The 19,974-nt window shown below is 37.7% G+C and carries 21 protein-coding genes; all 21 read right to left on the bottom strand.

Going from position 1 to position 19,974, the window contains the following annotated elements:
• Positions 1-5: 5 nt before the first annotated feature.
• Entirely contained in the window at positions 6-1,127 is a 1,122-nt protein-coding gene (locus NIZ91_17440; protein ID USY54504.1) for a Nif3-like dinuclear metal center hexameric protein, read from the bottom strand.
• The gene (locus NIZ91_17445) at positions 1,124-1,831 is read right to left on the bottom strand and encodes a tRNA (adenine(22)-N(1))-methyltransferase TrmK (protein USY54505.1); all 708 of its coding nucleotides are present in this window, start codon (positions 1,829-1,831) and stop codon (positions 1,124-1,126) included. Before NIZ91_17445 ends, NIZ91_17440 begins: the two co-directional genes overlap by 4 nt.
• A 149-nt stretch (positions 1,832-1,980) precedes the next feature.
• On the bottom strand, positions 1,981-2,340 hold the full coding sequence (locus NIZ91_17450) for a cytochrome c (protein ID USY54506.1): 360 nt from the start codon (positions 2,338-2,340) through the stop codon (positions 1,981-1,983).
• 167 nt (positions 2,341-2,507) lie between these two features.
• Complete coding sequence (locus tag NIZ91_17455) at positions 2,508-3,647, bottom strand: acyl-CoA dehydrogenase family protein (protein ID USY54507.1); 1,140 nt, start codon at positions 3,645-3,647, stop codon at positions 2,508-2,510.
• 312 nt (positions 3,648-3,959) lie between these two features.
• Complete coding sequence (rpoD, locus tag NIZ91_17460) at positions 3,960-5,090, bottom strand: RNA polymerase sigma factor RpoD (GenBank protein ID USY54508.1); 1,131 nt, start codon at positions 5,088-5,090, stop codon at positions 3,960-3,962.
• Positions 5,091-5,153: 63 nt separating this feature from the next.
• Entirely contained in the window at positions 5,154-6,962 is a 1,809-nt protein-coding gene (gene dnaG / locus NIZ91_17465) for a DNA primase (GenBank protein ID USY54509.1), read from the bottom strand.
• Between the two features lie 41 nt (positions 6,963-7,003).
• Positions 7,004-7,489 (bottom strand): YaiI/YqxD family protein, encoded by a 486-nt coding sequence (locus NIZ91_17470; GenBank protein USY54510.1) that lies wholly within the window; start codon positions 7,487-7,489, stop codon positions 7,004-7,006.
• Positions 7,490-7,771: 282 nt separating this feature from the next.
• Positions 7,772-8,578, bottom strand: coding sequence for a kinase/pyrophosphorylase (locus tag NIZ91_17475; protein ID USY54511.1), 807 nt, complete (start codon positions 8,576-8,578; stop codon positions 7,772-7,774).
• A 36-nt stretch (positions 8,579-8,614) separates the two neighbouring features.
• Positions 8,615-9,253 (bottom strand): helix-turn-helix transcriptional regulator, encoded by a 639-nt coding sequence (locus NIZ91_17480; protein USY54512.1) that lies wholly within the window; start codon positions 9,251-9,253, stop codon positions 8,615-8,617.
• Positions 9,254-9,503: 250 nt separating this feature from the next.
• Positions 9,504-10,271, bottom strand: coding sequence for a DNA repair protein RecO (gene recO, locus NIZ91_17485; GenBank protein ID USY54513.1), 768 nt, complete (start codon positions 10,269-10,271; stop codon positions 9,504-9,506).
• A 25-nt stretch (positions 10,272-10,296) separates the two neighbouring features.
• Positions 10,297-10,440: a YqzL family protein gene (locus NIZ91_17490; protein USY54514.1), complete on the bottom strand. Its 144-nt coding sequence runs from the start codon at positions 10,438-10,440 to the stop codon at positions 10,297-10,299.
• Positions 10,441-10,557: 117 nt separating this feature from the next.
• Entirely contained in the window at positions 10,558-11,463 is a 906-nt protein-coding gene (era, locus tag NIZ91_17495) for a GTPase Era (protein ID USY54515.1), read from the bottom strand.
• 141 nt (positions 11,464-11,604) lie between these two features.
• Positions 11,605-11,982 carry a diacylglycerol kinase family protein gene (locus tag NIZ91_17500; protein USY57211.1) on the bottom strand — a complete coding sequence of 126 codons (378 nt, stop codon included), beginning with the start codon at positions 11,980-11,982 and terminating at the stop codon, positions 11,605-11,607.
• Positions 11,966-12,436, bottom strand: a complete 471-nt coding sequence (gene ybeY, locus NIZ91_17505) for an rRNA maturation RNase YbeY (protein ID USY54516.1) — start codon at positions 12,434-12,436, stop codon at positions 11,966-11,968. The genes NIZ91_17500 and ybeY overlap by 17 nt, the downstream gene beginning before the upstream one ends.
• Positions 12,433-14,463, bottom strand: coding sequence for an HD family phosphohydrolase (locus NIZ91_17510; protein USY57212.1), 2,031 nt, complete (start codon positions 14,461-14,463; stop codon positions 12,433-12,435). The genes ybeY and NIZ91_17510 overlap by 4 nt, the downstream gene beginning before the upstream one ends.
• A 129-nt stretch (positions 14,464-14,592) precedes the next feature.
• Entirely contained in the window at positions 14,593-15,564 is a 972-nt protein-coding gene (locus NIZ91_17515) for a PhoH family protein (protein USY54517.1), read from the bottom strand.
• 3 nt (positions 15,565-15,567) lie between these two features.
• Positions 15,568-16,755 carry a sporulation protein YqfD gene (gene yqfD, locus NIZ91_17520; GenBank protein ID USY54518.1) on the bottom strand — a complete coding sequence of 396 codons (1,188 nt, stop codon included), beginning with the start codon at positions 16,753-16,755 and terminating at the stop codon, positions 15,568-15,570.
• A gap of 16 nt (positions 16,756-16,771) precedes the next feature.
• A complete protein-coding gene (gene yqfC / locus NIZ91_17525) occupies positions 16,772-17,056 on the bottom strand; it encodes a sporulation protein YqfC (protein ID USY54519.1) in 285 nt (94 codons plus the stop codon).
• A 60-nt stretch (positions 17,057-17,116) separates the two neighbouring features.
• Positions 17,117-17,608: a hypothetical protein gene (locus NIZ91_17530; GenBank protein USY54520.1), complete on the bottom strand. Its 492-nt coding sequence runs from the start codon at positions 17,606-17,608 to the stop codon at positions 17,117-17,119.
• A 14-nt stretch (positions 17,609-17,622) separates the two neighbouring features.
• Positions 17,623-18,606: a flotillin-like protein FloA gene (gene floA / locus NIZ91_17535; protein USY54521.1), complete on the bottom strand. Its 984-nt coding sequence runs from the start codon at positions 18,604-18,606 to the stop codon at positions 17,623-17,625.
• Positions 18,606-19,901: a nodulation protein NfeD gene (locus tag NIZ91_17540; protein USY57213.1), complete on the bottom strand. Its 1,296-nt coding sequence runs from the start codon at positions 19,899-19,901 to the stop codon at positions 18,606-18,608. The genes floA and NIZ91_17540 overlap by 1 nt, the downstream gene beginning before the upstream one ends.
• Between the last annotated feature and the right edge of the window lie 73 nt (positions 19,902-19,974).

Raw genomic sequence — 19,974 nt, forward strand, 5'->3', positions numbered from 1 at the left:
TTTTTTTATAGAAACGTAAATGGATTTGTATTAACTTTTGATGAAAAGATTGTGCACTCAAACTTCTTGTCTTTACAGAGCTCTTGCATTTTCTTTTCAACTCCTTGACGCATTACTTTTTCGACATGATGACCAGGATCAATAACATTCAGCCCCATCATCATTGCGTCATGTGCTACATGAAAATATAAGTCCCCTGTCACATAAACATCGGCACCTTTAAATTTTGCATTAGAAATGTATTTGTTACCATCCCCACCTAATACCGCAACCTTTTTCACAGTATCATTTAAGTTACCAACGACTCTTAACCCTTCTACATCTAACGCTTCTTTTACATGATGAGCGAATTCTTTTAGTGTCATTTCACGGGATAGATGTCCGATTTTCCCAAGACCATACTCTTTTCCTTTTTGCTTAAGGTTATAAATATCATAGGCTACTTCTTCATATGGGTGAGCACGTAGTACAGCTTGCACAACTTTCTTTTGAAGCCTTGCTGGAAAAATCGTTTCAATTTTCACTTCTTTCACGCGTTCTACAGTACCTTGTGAGCCGATATAAGGATTTGCCTGCTCCGATGGGGTAAAGGTTCCAACGCCTTCTGTAAAGAACGCACAGCCGCTATATAATCCGATCTCACCTGCACCTGCTTTTGAGATTGCTTGGTGAACCGCTTCGTAATGTGTTTCTGGTACGTAAACTACAAATTTATTTAGTTCTTCAGCACCCGTTGGAACAAGAACTTCGGTGTTTTGCAAACCTAATGCTTCAGCTAGCAAATCGTTAACGCCACCTTCAGCAATATCTAAGTTTGTATGAGCAGCATATACAGCAATATCATGTTTAATGCACTTTTCAACGATACGTCCAGCAGGCTGATCCGTTTGGATTTGCTTTAACGGTCGAAAGATAGGAGGGTGATGAGCAATAATGAGATCAACATGCTGTTCAATTGCTTCATCAACAACCATTTCTAATACATCTAAGGTAATCATCACTTTATAAACTGGCTTGTTTAATGTGCCGATTTGCAAACCAATTTTATCCCCTTCCATAGCTAAGTGCTTCGGAGAAAAAGATTCAAACAGCTCAATAACTTGATAACCGTTTGGTACTTTATTCATGATAAAACCTCCTCAATGATTCGAATTTCATTTTCTAATTTTTTCTTTTTTTCTTGTCCTTCTTTTGTTGTAGCTGATTTTTCCATTTGCTCGACAATCTTTTTCGTATGTGCTAACTCATGATTCCATTTCTTCTTAAAGGCACCATTTTTCTCCCTTGCCAAAATTGGTCCTACTAAAATTCCTTCTTCGACCTTGTCACCATAGGCACCTAATGGATCCCCTTGTTCAGCTACAAGGATTTCATAAATTCGGCCGTCATCTTCCATGATTTTTTCGTCAACTAAAGACCATTTATGTTCAATCAACCACTGTCTGATATGGTGAGCTCCGATATTAGGCTGTAGCACAAGTCTTTTAACGCCCTGCAGCTTCTCTTTCCCATCTTCCAAAATAGTTTGAATTAAGGTTCCACCCATTCCTGCAATGGTAATGCAATCCACTTCACCCGGTGTAATAACAGCTAACCCATCGCCTTTTCTTACTTCAATGACGTCTGTTAAGCTGGTTTTTTCTACTTGTTTAACAGCTGATTGAAAAGGACCTTCTGTAATTTCACCTGCAATTGCGCCTTTTATATATCCTTGTAAATATGCATAGCAAGGTAGATAAGCATGATCTGATCCAATATCAGCAATCATTGCTCCCTTTGGTATTGATTTTGCCACTTCTTCTAGTCGCTTAGATAATTTTAACTCATTCATTGTCTTGTCACCTATTCTTTATGTAATTACTGTTCATTATTTTATCATAAACACTCTTACGAATCATACTGTGATCCCGGTTCTATTATTTCCTAACTTGTATAAAAAAAAGCCTCTTAGTTTATAAGAGGCTACCATAAAACTCTTAGTTATTTAATTTCTGAAACCCATTTCGCCATCTCAGGAGCTTTTTCAGCAGATATTAACCCGGATGGCATTGATCCCTTTCCGTTCACTAGAATATCAGCAATTTCTTCTTCAGAAAGCTTGTCGCCCACTCCTTTTAAAGCTGGCCCTACGCCTCCTTGATACTGATCGCCATGACATCCAATACAGTTTTGTTGATAGAGATCTTCAGGCTTTGCTGAGGCTTGATCTTCTTCGCCCCCACCTTCTTTTTCAGCGGCTATTTCTTCTGCGTTGTTGAGACCATTAAATGAGAAGGTTACCATTAATCCAATTCCAATAAGTGCGATGAGCAAAAATGGTATCAGTGGATTTCGATTCATTAACTATACCCCCTTTATGTATTCCCATCCCGTGAAATAGCAAAATAATATAAGCATCTTTATTTTACTGTAAAACGGGGACAAGTGAAAGGGTTTTATTGACAGAATTATCTAATCTCTCTATAAAATCCACTATTTTTCGAAACGCTTACACTTTTTAAAGTTCATTAGCAGCCAATCTGTCTAGCAATAACGGAACGCTGAATTTCAGATGTCCCTTCACCAATCTCCAATAGTTTCGCATCTCGTAAAAAACGCTCGACCTGATACTCTTTCATATACCCATATCCACCGTGGATTTGAATAGCTTGGCTTGCTACTTCCATACATATTTCAGACGCATAAAGCTTACACATAGCCGCTTCCTTAGTAAAAGGTTTGCCTTGATCTTTCAGCCACGCTGCCTTATAAACCATCGTTCTTGCCAGTTCCACTTTCATAGCCATATCTGCCAGTTTAAATTGGATTGCTTGAAAAGATGAAAGGTTTTTTCCAAACTGCTTTCTTTCTTGGGCATAAGCAAGAGCTTTTTCATAAGCCGCTTGAGCAATTCCAACTCCCATTGCTCCAATTCCGATTCTGCCTCCATCGAGCGTTTTTAAGAATTGCTTAAAGCCCTCTCCTTTTTTGCCAAGTAAATTTTCTTCTGGCACTTTTACGTCTTCTAGAATTAGTTCCGTTGTATTCGAAGCATGAAGGCCCATCTTTTCATAATTATCAATAACTGAAAAACCAACTGAATCAGTCGGCACAATTAGCGCAGAGATTTCTTTTTTCCCTTCATTCCTTGCTGTAACAGCTGTCAGAGCTAAAAATCTTGCATAGCTTGCATTGGTAATATAGCATTTACTGCCGTTAATCGTATATTCACCATTTTCTAACTCTGCACTCGTTTCAGTTCCTCCAGCATCGCTTCCTGCATTCGGTTCAGTTAAACCAAATGCTCCAAACGATTCTCCAGTACAGATTGGAACTAAGTATTTTTCTTTTTGCTCAGGTGTTCCAAATAGATGAATAGGTGCACCGCCTAACGATACGTGAGCAGAATATGTAATTCCCGTTGAACCACATGCTCTGCTTAGCTCTTCTACTACAATAGCAAAGCTAACAGTATCAGCACCCCCTCCACCATACTCTTCTGGAAAAGGAAGCCCCATAACGCCTAAATCAGATAACTTTTTAAACACATCTAACGGAAACTCTTTCGTCTTGTCTCGTTCCAATGCTCCTGGTGCAACCTCAGCTTCTGAAAACTCTCGAAGTGTTTTTTGAATCATTTTCTGTTCTGCTGTTAATTCAAAATTCATCTCAAATTCCCCCCCAAACAAAATGTATACGCTTACAATAATTAATTATAAGTCATTTTTGTAAATTTTCTCAACTTTTAAAATAAGAGAATCCATTTCATGATATAATAAACGAAAAGTTCCTTTTAAAAAATGATAGCGATTGCATTTAAAAGTTTTCTTGTATAACTTAGTGGAATTTTTAAAAAAGAGCATTTGCAAAACAAAACTCATTTCAGTAAAATATATTCAAAGGGTAATGATTGGTAAAAAAAAGAAGCAAAAAAATAGTTTACTCCTATATAGAAGTAAACTATTAATTCATCTTAAATTCTATTCTAAGAAATCCTTTAAACGTTTGCTGCGGCTTGGATGTCTTAACTTACGCAATGCTTTTGCTTCAATTTGACGAATACGTTCACGCGTTACGCCAAACACTTTTCCAACTTCTTCAAGCGTACGTGTACGACCATCATCTAAACCAAAACGAAGACGTAGCACATTTTCTTCACGATCTGTTAACGTATCTAAGACGTCTTCTAATTGTTCTTTCAATAATTCGTAGGCAGCGTGCTCAGAAGGCGATGTTGCATCTTGATCTTCAATGAAGTCACCTAGATGAGAGTCATCTTCTTCACCAATAGGCGTTTCAAGTGAAACAGGCTCTTGAGCAATTTTTAAAATTTCACGTACTTTTTCTGGTGTTAAATCCATATCCTCTGCAATCTCTTCTGGAGATGGCTCACGACCTAAATCTTGCAGTAATTGACGTTGAACACGAATTAACTTGTTAATTGTTTCTACCATGTGTACAGGAATACGAATTGTTCTCGCTTGGTCTGCAATTGCACGAGTAATCGCTTGACGAATCCACCATGTTGCATACGTACTAAATTTATAACCTTTACGGTAATCAAACTTTTCAACTGCTTTAATTAAGCCCATGTTTCCTTCTTGAATTAAATCTAAGAAAAGCATACCGCGTCCTACATATCTCTTAGCAATACTTACAACTAGACGTAAGTTTGCTTCTGCTAAACGACGCTTAGCTTCTTCATCGCCTTCTTCAATACGTTTTGCCAAGTTAATTTCTTCTTCAGCAGATAGAAGGTCTACACGACCAATTTCTTTTAAATACATACGAACAGGGTCATTGATTTTTACTCCTGGTGGTACGCTAAGGTCATTCAAATCAAACTCTTCTTCCTTAGACAATTGTTGAATATCTGGATCCGCATCTTCATTTGCTTCCGCTTCGCTCATCACTTCAACACCTTGTTCCCCAAGGAATTCGTAATATTCATCCATCTGGTCGGACTCAATTTCAAAATTCGCCATGCGTTCGGCAATTTCTTCATATGTGAGAACACCACGTTTTTTACCAATTTCAGTCAATTGTTCTTTGACTTGCTCTATTGTTAAATCTGAATCAAGTTGCTTTGAATGTGCTGATTTTTCAGCCATCAAATCCCCTCCTTCCAAAATTTTGAGGACACCTTTTTTAAAAGTGGGACTAATAAACACGTTTTATTTTAACGCCTTTTTTAATTCCAAAATTTCCATTGCAATTGTCGCAGCTCTTACATAATCCTTTTGACGCTCCGCTTCTTGCCTTTGCTGCTCTTTGTCTTTTATTATGGACTTCTTTTCATAATTCAACACTTGTTGAATGTAATCATGCAACGCTTGCTCCGACAATTCTTCGTTAATTGACATCATCGCTAGTTCCGAAGCTAAACCTGTCAGGTTTGAATCAGGAATACGTTCGATAAAGTTGCTTGGGTTAGGACTATAACCTTCTTCATAGTACCCATATAAGTACGTCACAAGAGCCCTATGTTCTTCTATATTAAACTGTGCTTGAAGCATATCTTGAATCCGAAACGCTATATCCCTGTCTTTTAGCATATATGCAATTAAATGCCTCTCTGCATTTTCATGTGCAGGAAGGAGGTTCTTTTTTGTGACAGGATGTCTTGATATAGTATTTCTATTCCAAGAATCATTATCCTTTTTCTTTTTCACTTCATGGCGAACTTGTTGTTGCTGTTCTTTTAAAGCATCTAATGAAATTGAAAACTCTTGAGACAGCTGCCTTAAATAATAATCTTTTTCGACCGCTTTTGTTAATTGACTAATTGCTTTTAACACTTCGTCAATATACTTCATACGATCGGCTTCAATCTGCAAGTTTTTACCACGTCGCAAATATCGCATTTTAAATGCCATAAGCGTCAAGCTGTTTTCAATAACTTCGTTTCGAAACTTTGCTGCTCCAAACTCTTTTATATAATCGTCAGGGTCATATCCATCTGGCATCATAGCGACTTTTACTGAGCAGCCTGCATCTGTTAAAATATTCACAGCTTTATACGCGGCTTCAATACCTGCTGAGTCTGCATCATAGCATAAAATAACGGATTCAACATTTCGACGGATGATTTTAGCCTGCTCTTCGGTAAGCGCGGTACCCATCGTAGCGATGGACTGCTGACACTCCGCAGTCACCGATGAAATAACGTCTGCGAATCCTTCAAATAAAATGACTTGTTGATTTTTTCTAATGTGTTTTTTGGCACGGTGAAAATTGTAGAGTGTACGACTTTTATTAAAGATCGAAGTTTCGGGACTATTTAGATACTTAGGCTGCCCTTTTATCTCTTTTAATAGGCGCCCTGAAAAAGCAATGGTTCTCCCTTGTAAATCTGCAATGGGAAACATAACTCGATCTCGAAACCGATCGAAATAACTTTCTTCTTGGTTTCGTTTAATAATAAGACCTGCAGCTTCCATTTCATCTGGCTTGAATCCACGCTTTGTTAAAAATTTAGTAACAAAATCCCAGGAATCCAGTGCATATCCAATTTCAAACTCATCTATGATTTCCCTTGTGAAACCACGGTTAATTAAATAATCATATGCTTCCTGGCCCTCTTTTGTATTTACCAATAAATGATGATAAAATTTCTTTAAAAGCTCATGTGCATCAACCAGGGCATTTTCTGACTTTGAACCCTCGGAGCTCGGCTGTTGAACTTCATATTCAAATGGAATATTCCCTTTATCAGCAAGGTGTTGAGCAGCTTCGGTAAACGAAAGCCCCTCTAAATCCATAACAAATGAAAATGCGTTTCCTCCAGCTCCACACCCAAAGCAATGATAAATTTGCTTGTCTGGCGATACGGAAAATGATGGTGTATTTTCCCCATGAAACGGACATAGCCCGAAATAATTTCGGCCCTGTTTGGTTAGCTGCACATGGTCGCTTATGACATCGACAATATCTACTGAACGTCGAATACGATCAATCACTTCATCGGGAATTCGATTTGCCATGTTAACAGCTCCGTATTTCTATAGTAATTCTTCATTAAAAGCTAAATTCCTTCACGTTTCGACAATATTTTTTCGAGCGCTGTACTGAACTTCTCTCTGTCTTCATCGCTAAAAGCTTTAGGGCCTTTTGAATAACGACCTGCTTTTCTTTCCTTTGCTGAAACATATCGAAAAAAAAGAACCGTATCCATATCACTCTCACTATATACTTTTCCACGTGGAGACAATACATAAACCCGTCGACTAAGAAGCATGCTCGCTAACCCCGTATCCTGTGTTACAGCGATGTCTCCTTGCTGAACGTGATTTAAAATGTATAAATCTACTGCTTCTTTCTCACTATCTACGTAAACCCACTTACCCGCTGAAGGGTTTGTTTGCATGTGAGCATATGAAGCAACAAAAATAACCTCAACGCAGTATGTATGTGCTAGTTCTACAATCTCTTTTTTTACAGGACACGCATCAGCATCGACAAAAATCGTATAGTTTCTTTTGCTATAACTCTGTATTCTACATCCCTCCACAGATTCCTTCTACCATTTGTAATTTCATGTAGATTGCGTTTGTCGAATACTTTTTAGACTCGATCCTTGACATTTATATAAATAGTTTATTCGTTCTTCACAAAGTCTAAACCTAAAACTATTCTTTTTTATCACAATTTTTAATTATAATATAACTACGCGATATTTTCTACCATAAAGTTAAGGAATAGCTCGTTATGCAAAGGGCCATCATTCAGGAATGATGGCTCATAAAGCAATACGGTATTGTCACGTCATTTTTTAGCTCTGCTGACAACTGCATTATTTTTTTTGTTGAATGATTTTTGCAATAATCCCAGCAGTCTCTTCTACAGCTCGATTTGAGACGTCGACTACTTCACATCCAATTTTATCGACAATCCCTTGGAAGAAATCTAACTCTTCTTTAATTCTTTCGATATTTGCGTAGATAGCTTGGTCATTTAATCCTAATGACTTTAAACGCTCTTTGCGAATGTCATTTAACTTATCAGGACTGATCATTAGACCAATGCATTTTTTAGGTGACACGTGAAAGAGTTCTTCTGGTGGATCTACTTCCGGTACGATTGGAACATTAGCCACCTTTAAGCGTTTATGAGCTAAAAACTGAGACAATGGTGTTTTTGACGTTCGTGATACGCCAATGAGTACGATATCCGCTCGTAAAATACCTCGTGGATCTCGTCCATCATCATATTTAACTGCAAATTCAATCGCTTCTACTTTTTTAAAATAATCATCATCTAACTTGCTAACTGTTCCTGGTTCGTACCTTGGCGATAACTGATACGATGATTGAATTTTGTCAATAAGTGGTCCGATAATATCAAAAACTTCCACGCCTTTTTTAGCCGCTTCGTTCAGCAAAAAGCTGCGCATTTCTGGTTTCACAAGTGTAAACCCAATAATTCCATTGTTCAACTTAGCTAGAGATACTACTTCCGCTAGCGTAGCTGTATCTTCCACATAAGGAACTCTTTTAATAATAAATTCCGTCATATTAAATTGACTGGAAGCTGCTTTGACAACTAATTCTGCTGTTTCCCCAACCGAATCCGAGATTACATATAAGCATGGGTTGTTCATTTTGGCACATCCCCTTAATCATTTTAATCACTTCGATTATAATACTTCATCATGAGCCAGTGCTACTAGTAATTTTGTGATATTTGTTTTTGTCACTCTTCCTACTACTTCAAGTCCTGCATCTACTTTTTTCACCACGGGAATGGCATCAATTTGTTTCTCAATCAACACCTGTGCAATATCAATGAGCAGCTCTTCACGATGACAATATGTAATATTAGGCATCCTAGTCATAATAATGTGAACAGGAATTGATGTAAGCTCTTGCTTTCCAATACTTGCACGCAGCAAGTCTTTTCGAGATAGAACTCCTACTAATAACGACTGTTCATCCACAACAAACAATGTTCCTACATCTTCGAGAAACATCGTACAAATTGCATCGTATACAGACACATTTTCATTGACTACAACAGGGATAGATTGATAGTCCTGAACTTGGATTTTTTTTATTTTATCCGTTAAAAGTTGCGCTCCTGTTTTTCCCGTATAGAAATACCCCACGCGAGGCCGTGCTTCTAAATAACCTGCCATTGTTAAAATCGCTAAGTCCGGTCGAAGTGTTGCCCGTGTCAAGTTTAGCTTATCTGCAATATGCTCTCCAGTAATGGGACCTTGGTCTTTTACAATCTGTAAGATATGTTCTTGTCTTTTATTTAGTTCGATTTTAATCACCACCTAGCCGTTAAATGTGACATACTATTTATAAAAACATTATATACTTTTTATTTAAAAGTAAAAGATGAAAAGATATATTTTTTAAAAGGATTTTTTATTCTATCACGTTACGTCCAAAAAAACATGAAAGATGCTTGTCACTTTTCTAATCGCTATTGTTTTTTTAAAACAACAGTAAAAAGGGCGTCTCAAATATCACTTTATCTTGAGGCACCCTCACATTATATTATAGAACTTACACGTAACCTTATTCGCTTTTAGTTGGCAATGCCGCTTTCAACGATTCCATTTGAGTTAAAAATCGCTTTGTTTTTAAATACAGGCCTGAATACTCATCATAATATTGATCAATAATAAAGTGCAACTGTTTTTTCGTTTCAGGCTTGACTGAAATAGACCCTAGCCTTTTTAGATCCATATAATAAAATAAACGCAGTAATTTAACGGACGTGGGCGTAAGTTTAAAGTGATAAGGATCTTTTTCTAGGCAACGGTGACAAATAAAGCCCCCTTCTCGTACAGAAAAGTGAAAGGTTCCTTCTTTTGCATGACAAACCGCGCATTCATCGAGAATTGGATATAACCCCAGTACATTCAGCATCTTCATTTCATAAATATACGTTAAGATTTCAGTATCGTATCCTTCATTCATATAATGAATCGTTTGGTAAAGTAGCTCAAAAAGAAAGGGGTTTGGCTTGTTGTTATCTGTTCCTTTATCCGTTAATTCAAGAATATAAGAAGCATACGCGGTTGTGAAAATATCTTCGCGTATGCTTCTCATAGAAGAAATCACTTCACCTTGCTGAAGAGTTCCCATTCCTGAACCTGCCTGTATAAAGAAATAGCCATACGTAAATAACTGTGTCACAGAAGCTAAACGACTACTAGGCTTTTTCGCACCTCTTGCCATTAAGCCTACCTTGCCCAATTCACGTGAATAGATGGTTACAATTTTATTTGATTCACCATAGTCATTCGTTCGAATAACAATACCTTCACATTTTTTAAACAAACTTTATCACCTACTATTGGGAAGGCTACGAAACTGGAGAATTGAGACCTTCAGGATCATCTTCGTGTGCTTCAGGCCCTTCTATTACCTCTTTTTCAAGTTCTTTGAAAAGAAGGTATGTATCGATACTACCTGTTTGTGAAAAGACGTTCCAAGTAAAATTTAACATAGAACTCCCACCTTTCTAATCGTATAGATCAGATACAATTTCAATTCCTTACGTTTAGAATAGCCTTCCTAGCTAAAATCATGTAACACAATTTTTTACAATTTATGACGTGTTAACTTAATATTCATCTTCTCGGAATCCATAATCTCTTAAATGTGATGCACGGTTACGCCAATCTTTTTGTACTTTAACCCAAAGTTCTAAGAAAACTCTTGAGCCTAATAAAGCTTCAATGTCAGCACGCGCTTTTCTACCTACTTCTTTTAACATTTTTCCTTGCTTCCCGATCACAATACCTTTTTGAGAATCACGTTCAACAATAATTGTTGCCCCCACGTATATTGCACCGTTATCTCGCTTTTGCATAGAGTCCATGACAACTGCAATAGAGTGGGGAATTTCTTCGCGAGTTGAATGCAATACCTTTTCACGAATTAATTCTGTAATGATAAAACGTTCTGGATGATCCGTCACTTGATCAGCAGGGTAGTATTGTGGACCTTCTGGAAGTACTTTTTTAATTTGATCTAACAAACGCTCTACGTTGTTTCCTTGCAAAGCAGAAATTGGGATAATCTCAGCAAAAGGATATAAATCCTTATATGTTGTAATGATTGTAAACAGCTCATCTGGATGAATTTCATCAATTTTGTTAATGACTAAAAACACTGGTGTTTTTGTCTCTTTTAAACGTTCAATGATAAATTCATCACCACGGCCTAATCCTTCAGCTGCGTTTACCATAAACAGCACAAGGTCTACTTCTTTTAAGGTATTTTGCGCAACTTTCATCATAAAGTCTCCAAGCTTATGCTTAGGTTTATGAATCCCAGGTGTGTCAATGAACACAATCTGTGCCTCATCTTCCGTATAAACGCCTTGAATTTTATTACGAGTTGTTTGTGGCTTGTCGCTCATAATGGCGATTTTTTGTCCAATTACTCGATTTAAAAAGGTAGACTTTCCAACATTAGGTCTACCAATAATTGAAACAAAACCTGATTTAAATGTATGATTACTCATGTAAAGCCTCCGATGATTGATCCATTCATAGTATTCTTACTATCTTTTCTCCAACACGTAATAAGTTCAGCGTGCTGTAAAAAGAGAAAATCTTACTATAGCATCATTATAGCACAACGCTATATGTGGAATACAAACAACTCATGAAAAGAAGATGTATTTCCAAAAGATTAGCATGCCAATAATCACAGCAAAACACGCATAAACCAACACTGCCGCAGCGGCAGCATCCTTTGCGTGCTTTGCTAAGGGATGACGTTTAGTTGTAATTAAATCCACTGTTTTTTCAACAGCTGTGTTCATCAGTTCCAAGCTAAACATACCTGCAATTAACAGTAAAACAATCAACCATTCTGTTAATGAGATACGAAACCAAAAACTCGCTAGGATGACTACAAAAGAAGCCAAAACGTGAATTCTCATGTTCGCTTCCTTTGCAACCACATACCTAAAACCTTCTATTGCATAGCCAAAGCTACGGACCAAACGTCTTATTTTTCCCCTATCGCGTAAGGCCATACTCATCTAAAATGTCCTTTTGACGTGTAAACATTTGCTTCTCGTCTTCAGCCGTTTCGTGATCATAACCAAGCAAATGTAAAAACCCATGTACGGTTAAAAAACCTAGTTCACGCATAAAGGAGTGGCCATACTCTTCAGCTTGCTCAATTGTTCTTGGGACAGAAATGATAATATCCCCTAACACTCGCGGCATTTCCTCACCAAAAATTTCAATTTCACCTTCGCCCATTTCCTCTAAAGCAAAAGAAATAACATCCGTTGGTTTGTCCTTGTCACGATATTCACGATTGATTTCTTGAATGCGCTCATTGTTTACAAACGTGATTGACACTTCCGTTCCATCTTCTACACCTTCTTTAGCAGCAGCTACCGCTAATAAGGCTTCTAACGTTTCTTTTTGTTCATTTTTTATTTCATTTGTTTCATCAATAAAGTCAATTAGTAAACTCATGCTTTCACCTTCTGTTTTTTTAATTCAGGATACTCAATACGAGAATGGAATATACCGTTTAGCGTTTCACAAAGAGCTTGTCTGATTAATTCCAATTCTTTTAATGTAATGTCACATTCAATAAACTGCTTATCTTCAACCCTGTCATTAATAATGCTGCGCACAATTTTCTCAATTTTTTCTGGGGTTGGATTTGGCATTGAACGCACAGCAGCCTCTACGCTGTCTGCAATGCAGATGACGGCGGCTTCTTTTGTTTGGGGTTTAGGCCCTTCGTAACGATAGTCTTCTTCTTTTATCTCTTCTTCTGTTTGTTCCAGCGCTTTATGATAGAAAAACTTTAACAAAGATGTTCCATGATGCTGTTCCGCAATATCAACAATCTCTTTGGGTAGCTTATGTTTGCGCAAAATAGCTGCTCCGTCTGTTGTATGAGACGTGATGATATTTTTACTAACTTTTGGAGATAGCGCATCATGTGGATTGCGAATATTCATTTGGTTTTCAATAAAATACTGAGGCCGCTTCGTCTTACCAATATCATGATAATAGGCCCCTACACGTGCGAGCAAGCCGTTGGCCCCAATAGTTTCACAAGCGGCCTCTGACAAGTTAGCTACCATTACGCTATGATGATACGTACCCGGCGTTTCGGTTAAAATTTTTCTCAGTAAAGGATGGTTGGGACTAGATAGCTCAATTAGTTTCATCGTCGATAAAATCCCAAAGCCACTTTCAAAGAAAGGGAGCAAACCAATAGCTAATACTGAAGAAATAATACCAGATGCCATTGCCATTAAGCTATAGTAGCCAAGCTCCACCGTATCTAACTGACCATTTTTAATAAAAATAATGGATAGACTAACGATAACATTCATTAGTGCAACAACAAGTCCTGCTTGTAGCACTCTTGCTTTGCGCTGTTTGTCCATTAAAAACAAAATGGCTGTAATATTACTAATCAACAAGTAAATCCCTATATTCATATTAAAAGCTGTTGTCAATTCACCGTTAAAGATAATGCTACCGCAAATGGCAAAGAGTATGCTAGAGATAATCGCAATCTTCTCATTCATTAACACTCGCAGCAGAATACCACCAACAGCCACAGGGGCTAAATAGCCAATTTCAGATAAATCAATTCGTTGAAAAAAGCTTAAGATCTTCATTAAAGCAATCGTAATGCTCGTGATAATCGCATATAAAAGGAGTGGCTTATATGTATTTGCATGAAAGCCGCGCAAATAAAAAGCTGCTCCGCCAATCATAATAATAATTAACAAGCTTAAGCCAATAAACGGCTGCAGCATTCCTTTATTATTTAACAGCCCAGCAAGCTGAAGCTGGCGGTAGATATCGGCATTAATGAGCTGATTTTCTTCCACAATAATTTGACCTTGCTTAATTCTTACAGGCTCTACTTTCTCAACTGCTGCCTGGCGATTTTCAGATGTTTTTTGTGGGTCATAAATAACATTTGGAATAATAGAAGATCTTGCAATTTCATTCATTGCCGCCTTTAGATTAGAACTTACATTAGTCGTATACACCAACTGCCCTTCAGCTTGGTCTTTCATTTCTTCTAAGTCACTAATCATGACTTGGTTTTTCATTACGTGATGGACCGCTGTAACAACCGCATCTTTGGCAACCGATAATTCTTCTTTGTTCGTCTGTAAAAGCTCACTAATTGCCTTGTCAGATAGATCCTTGCGAATATTATCCGGAAGCTTATCCTTCAACATTTCTTGTTTGCTTGCTTCGCTTTTATTTTCTAGCTGATCGTATTCTTTATTCACTTCAATAATAGCATCAAAAATAGATGCGACAAGATCGACCTGGTTTTGTGCATATTCTGTTTTTTGTGTATACACATCTTCAACTGCTTCTTTTGCCTCTGCCTTTTTCTTTTCAGTACTCTCTTTATCCTCAATTGTCACAGGTGAATAAATCGTCTCCGGTGAAATCGATAGAAGCCTCAAGTCCAATTCTTCTGGCTTTACATTGCTATACATAGACGCAAACATAATGAGACCAATTAAAGCATATAACCCTAGTTGAATTAACCGCAGCTTTTCGATCTGTGCCATTGTTTGTTTCAAAAACCGAAACTTTGACACACCAATTTCCCCCTTTTACAAAAAATAGACCCTAAATTAAAGGGTCTCTTTGTCAAATTGGTCATACGCTTGAATAATTCGACCAACCAATGGATGACGAACAACATCTGATTGATCTAAATGGATAAACGAAATGCCTGTTACATTATTTAATATTTTTGTAACTGACCCTAAACCAGACTTCACACCTCTAGGCAAGTCCACCTGTGATACGTCACCTGTAATAATCATTTTTGACCCGAAACCCAATCTAGTTAAAAACATTTTCATCTGTGCTAATGTTGTATTTTGCGCCTCATCTAAAATGACAAAAGCATCGTCTAAGGTACGCCCACGCATATAAGCAAGCGGTGCAATTTCAATTACGCCCCTTTCGATTAATCGCTGCGTGTGCTCGGTTCCTAACACATCGTGCAACGCATCATATAGTGGTCGTAAATAAGGATCCACCTTTTCCTTTAAATCTCCCGGTAGAAAACCTAAGCTTTCCCCTGCTTCAACAGCTGGGCGCGTTAAGATAATACGCTTTACAAATCCATTTTTCAAAGCATTAACGGCCATTACAACGGCTAAATACGTTTTTCCCGTTCCCGCTGGTCCAATACCAAATACAAGGTCATTCTTTTTAATAGCAGAAATATAGTGGCTTTGTCCCAACGTCTTAACACGAATTGACTTGCCTTGTACATTTTTGGCAATCTCTTCTTCGTATACATCTTCAAAAAACTCCAGCGTACCCTTTTTGGCGAGCTGAATAGCGTAGACAACATCTCGTTCTGAAATTGTAATGTTTTTACGAATAATTTTTACTAGTTTTTTTAACATTTCTTCAACGGTTTGTACATCTTCAGGGTTACCTGAAACAATAACTGTTTCACCTCGAGAGATGATGTTGACATTCATTTCTTCTTCAATTCTCTTTAAGTTAACATCCTGTACACCGAATAAAGAAATTGCTTCATTTGAATCGTCAAGTTGTACGTTAATTGTTACTAGCTGTTCTGACATTCCTCAATCTCCTTGAATAATTGGTTGGGTACTCGCAATATTTTCTATAACTTGGTAATGTATTGATAATTTTACTTTACCATTCTCAAGTTGTTGGTGCAAAACTTTTTCACCTTTTATTTCAGCATCTTCACTTAAAAATGCTTTTAATTGTTTCCGACCCGTTTCAAGCCCTTTTTCAACGGCTTCTTGTTTAGAGTATACCCGTTTTGTGCTTTGATCTTCTCTTATAATAACTTTTTCATAAGAAAGCGGTGTTTTCCATTTAAAAAAATACAGCGGCTTTACTTCTTTTTCAACTTTTGTCGTTCTATACTTTTCTTTTGAAAACGCCCAAAGCGGCATTTTAAATGCGCTTAAATCTAAGTAATGCTTACTATAGGATTCTCCTGTTAACACATGAAAATTAGTTTCAAGTGGAACTTCTACTTCAGACTTGTACCATGTTTCCCCGTAAACTTCTCCTTTAGCTGATACAACCTTCTTATTTTTCTCATTGCCAATAATACCAGAAACCAGCACCTCACCTTCATTAACCACATCGTTTACTTTTACCAAAGATTGTCCTTTCTCCACAAACATTTTTGTAATCGTTGCTTTTTTTGCTGCAACTAAGTGCTGGTAAGAAGATTTCTCTTGGGGTTTTGGCTCATTTTTCTCAACCACTTGAAAGTGATAAGAAGTTCCTTTAACCTCTACACCGACCCATGTGATGTTATTCATGGAATCGGTTAAGTAACGCTGTATTTGTTCAGGGCTACCTAGTAAAAATTGAAATTCCCCTCTCTTAACGCCCACTTCCTTTAGCTTCTTGGTCATTTCATATTCTGTTTCTGGAGAAGCTCCAGTTATTTCAACTTTCCATATCATATTAGATAGCAGCGTGAGCAAAAGAAAAAAAGAAAGAAAACCTAAGACAAACCCGCTGTTTCTCCACATTGTTTTTGTTAAAAAAGGAAAGCCTTGCCGACGTACAAAATAAATTTTGCAGTCAGCTTTTCGAATCAGTATACGAATTTTTTTAACATCTTTCAACAAAATAGTGGCTGTAATACAACCCTCTTCTACTTTTTTGACATGAGAGACCATAATTCCTTGGCGTACGCATAAATTCACAAAACGTTCAATGCCTTTTCCAACAATTCGAATTCGCACGGTTCCAATAATAAAGTTTGTCCATCCATTCTTCATTATGTTCCTCCTACCCCTACTGTTCTAAATAAAGAACTTGATTAATTTTCCCTTCTAATACTAATTCTTCAGGTAAAATCACCTTTATCACGAGTCCTTCACCGCGGACTAGCATTTGTCCCTGCTTTAACAACACTCGTATTTCAGTATCAGAAAAGGCTAATAAACCTTTATGATTTTCAATATATATGTGTATTTGTCCAACTAACGTAATCCGAGGAAGATCCATTAACACATCAGCGGGTAGTTCCATCGTTTTCGTCATCCATCTTTTCATTTGCTGTCTCCATGTTTTGCTCATAAAAAAGAACCCCCTTTCATCTCATGTTTATGAGAAAGGGGGTTAATGTATCACATCTATTTATCTTTTATAACTTTGTCTTTTCGACTTTGGTGGTCCTAGTACTTCCGACCAAATAACTCCTTGAACTGCTGATTTCTTTGAAAATGCAACAGGACGAGTAGACGTTCTCTGCTTCTTATCGATGGTTAGAGATGAGCCTCCAACAGCTCGCTTCGGCATTTCCCTTTGGGTCTTTAGCTGTTCAAGCTTTTCTTGAAGCTCATTGCGAACTGCTTGAGCTTCTTCTTGCATATCTTTCTTAACTTCTACTACCGTTTCCTTTTCATCACGATCAGAAGGACGGTACGGTATTCGTTGCGGACGATTTCTCTCTTCTCTAGAAGTAGGATTACCAACAGGAGGCATTGGCTGGCGCTGTGGACGTTTTTCTTGATCCTCTGCACCCGAACCAATATAACGTTGAATAACGTTTAAAATAAAGCCTCCGACGATGATAACAAGAAAGAGATTTCCGATAATAAATTCAAATATACCTTGAATTACGTTCATGAGGAGAGTCCTCCTTACTTCTCTTCTTCATCCTGTCCCATTTTACCGATAGAGTCTCTCATATCTGTATCTGCATCAATGTTTCGGATATTCATATAATCCATCACGCCAAGATTGCCAGAGCGCAGTGCTTCTGCCATTGCTAACGGAACTTCCGCTTCTGCTTCTACTACTTTTGCACGCATCTCTTCTACTTTTGCACGCATCTCTTGCTCTTGCGCTACAGCCATTGCACGACGTTCTTCCGCTTTTGCTTGTGCAATATTTTTGTCAGCTTCTGCTTGATCAATTTGAAGAACGGCACCGATGTTTTTACCGATATCAATATCTGCAATATCAATCGATAGAATTTCAAAAGCTGTGCCTGAATCTAATCCTTTTGTTAAAACAGTTTGTGAAATCATATCCGGGTTTTCTAACACCTTTTTATGATCTTGCTGAGAACCAATGGTAGAAACAATTCCTTCACCAACACGAGCAATAACTGTCTCTTCTCCAGCTCCCCCTACTAAACGATCGATGTTTGCACGTACTGTAATACGAGCTTTTGCTTTTACTTCAATACCATCCATCGCAACACCTGAAATGAATGGTGTTTCAATTACTTTTGGGTTAACGCTCATTTGAACAGCTTCTAATACATTACGCCCAGCTAAATCAATAGCAGCTCCGCGCTCAAATGATAACTCAATATTTGCACGCTGAGCAGCGATTAATGCATTAACAACGCGATCAACGTTACCACCTGCTAAATAGTGACTCTCTAGCTGATTTGTTGAAACATCCAATCCAGCTTTACTTGCTTTAATTAAAGGATTTACAACGCGAGATGGAATAACGCGACGTAATCTCATTCCCACTAGTGTAAAAATACTAATACGTACACCTGCTGCTAATGCTGAAATCCACAGCATTACCGGTACAAACGTAAAGAAAACGGCTAATAAAATGATTGCTAAGCCAATTCCCACAAAAAATAATAAGCTACCTGGTTCCATTATTTAATTTCCTCCTCAGTTGGTAAATCTTTCACTTTACGTACAACAACTCGTGAACCTTCTACTTTCATTACTTTCACTTTAACATCTTTTGCCAAATAATTCCCTTCTGATACTACATCGATGTATTCATCATCAATGGAAACTGTACCAGATGGTCGAAGTGGTGTAACCGTTATTCCTTCTTTGCCAATTAGTTCATAACGATTTTGGTTTGAAACATAACCCGATTCGGTATTCAATGAATCACTTAACACCATTTTTCTCAACGTTTTCATTCTCTTACCAAAAAATTTCACCATAACAAACGCTCCTCCCAAAGCAACAGCACAAGCAATGATCAGTGACACGCCCATTTGCATGTAGTTGTCCGTAGTAAGAAAGAAGCTAATAAAGATAGCCCCTAACCCAATGATCCCCAGTATTCCACCCGGTAAAAAAAGCTCGAGTAATAAAAGAACTATTCCAATAATAAATACAATAATTGCTTCCATTCCTGCTAACCCTGCTACAAGATGACCATAAAAGAATAGAAGCAGCGCACCAATTCCCATAGATCCAGCTAAACCAAACGTTGGCGTATATAACTCGATCACTAAACCTAGCCCTCCTATTGACAGCAAAATCGGTACGACTACTGGATTGGTAACAAAACGAGCAATATGCTCTGCCCAACTAACTTTTGTTGTAATCACATCCGATTTTTCATAGCCTAATTTATTTAATAGCTCGTTTAAATTAGCAACTGTACCTTCAGAGTATTGTACGTTTTCGGCTTGTTTTGGGGTCAGCGTCAATAGTTCTTTATTCGTTATGTCCAGCTCTGGCAGCTCAATTGATTTATCTGCCATTGCCATTGCATATTTAGGATCACGTCCATTTTGCTCAGCGGCACTTTTCATTGCAGACAGCCAGTAAGACTGTGCCTTATCATCTGCTGCGTTGCCGGATCCATCAATAACGGCTGCAGAACCCATCGTTGATCCAGGAGTCATATAAATTTGATCAGCATTTAATGCAATGTATGCTCCTGCAGACAATGCTTTCTTATTGACAAAAGCAACAATGGGAATGTCCGTTTTTGTAATACTCTTGCCAATGTCAGAAGCGGCATCTACGGCTCCACCAGGGGTATTAATATCTAATACAATCAATTCAGCCTGTTCAGCTTCAGCTTCTTTAATGCTGCGATTTAAAAAGGCTAAAAGGCCTTTTTCGACCGTATCTTCAACTGGGATTACGTATACTTTTTTTGAATTAGCAGTGAAGGTTTGCGGTAAAAAACAAAGTATGATGAACGTAGCGGCAATGATGCTTAAAGTTATTTTTTTCACTTATCCTATCACCCCTCCTCTCTTTGCATCATAT

Source organism: Bacillus sp. 1780r2a1 (assembly GCA_024134725.1).
GTDB classification, from domain to species: Bacteria; Bacillota; Bacilli; order Bacillales; family Bacillaceae_H; genus Priestia; species Priestia aryabhattai_A.

Excerpts from the sequence above, each read along its gene's own strand:
- NIZ91_17440 (USY54504.1), bottom strand. The coding sequence starts at position 1,127 with ATGAATAAAGTACCAAACGGTTATCAAGTTATTGAGCTGTTTGAATCT.
- NIZ91_17445 (USY54505.1), bottom strand. The coding sequence starts at position 1,831 with ATGAATGAGTTAAAATTATCTAAGCGACTAGAAGAAGTGGCAAAATCA.
- NIZ91_17450 (USY54506.1), bottom strand. The coding sequence starts at position 2,340 with ATGAATCGAAATCCACTGATACCATTTTTGCTCATCGCACTTATTGGA.
- NIZ91_17455 (USY54507.1), bottom strand. The coding sequence starts at position 3,647 with ATGAATTTTGAATTAACAGCAGAACAGAAAATGATTCAAAAAACACTT.
- rpoD (USY54508.1), bottom strand. The coding sequence starts at position 5,090 with ATGGCTGAAAAATCAGCACATTCAAAGCAACTTGATTCAGATTTAACA.
- dnaG (USY54509.1), bottom strand. The coding sequence starts at position 6,962 with ATGGCAAATCGAATTCCCGATGAAGTGATTGATCGTATTCGACGTTCA.
- NIZ91_17475 (USY54511.1), bottom strand. The coding sequence starts at position 8,578 with ATGAACAACCCATGCTTATATGTAATCTCGGATTCGGTTGGGGAAACA.
- NIZ91_17490 (USY54514.1), bottom strand. The coding sequence starts at position 10,440 with ATGTTAAATTTTACTTGGAACGTCTTTTCACAAACAGGTAGTATCGAT.
- era (USY54515.1), bottom strand. The coding sequence starts at position 11,463 with ATGAGTAATCATACATTTAAATCAGGTTTTGTTTCAATTATTGGTAGA.
- NIZ91_17500 (USY57211.1), bottom strand. The coding sequence starts at position 11,982 with ATGGCCTTACGCGATAGGGGAAAAATAAGACGTTTGGTCCGTAGCTTT.
- ybeY (USY54516.1), bottom strand. The coding sequence starts at position 12,436 with ATGAGTTTACTAATTGACTTTATTGATGAAACAAATGAAATAAAAAAT.
- NIZ91_17510 (USY57212.1), bottom strand. The coding sequence starts at position 14,463 with ATGTTTGCGTCTATGTATAGCAATGTAAAGCCAGAAGAATTGGACTTG.
- NIZ91_17515 (USY54517.1), bottom strand. The coding sequence starts at position 15,564 with ATGTCAGAACAGCTAGTAACAATTAACGTACAACTTGACGATTCAAAT.
- yqfD (USY54518.1), bottom strand. The coding sequence starts at position 16,755 with ATGAAGAATGGATGGACAAACTTTATTATTGGAACCGTGCGAATTCGA.
- yqfC (USY54519.1), bottom strand. The coding sequence starts at position 17,056 with ATGAGCAAAACATGGAGACAGCAAATGAAAAGATGGATGACGAAAACG.
- NIZ91_17530 (USY54520.1), bottom strand. The coding sequence starts at position 17,608 with ATGAACGTAATTCAAGGTATATTTGAATTTATTATCGGAAATCTCTTT.
- floA (USY54521.1), bottom strand. The coding sequence starts at position 18,606 with ATGGAACCAGGTAGCTTATTATTTTTTGTGGGAATTGGCTTAGCAATC.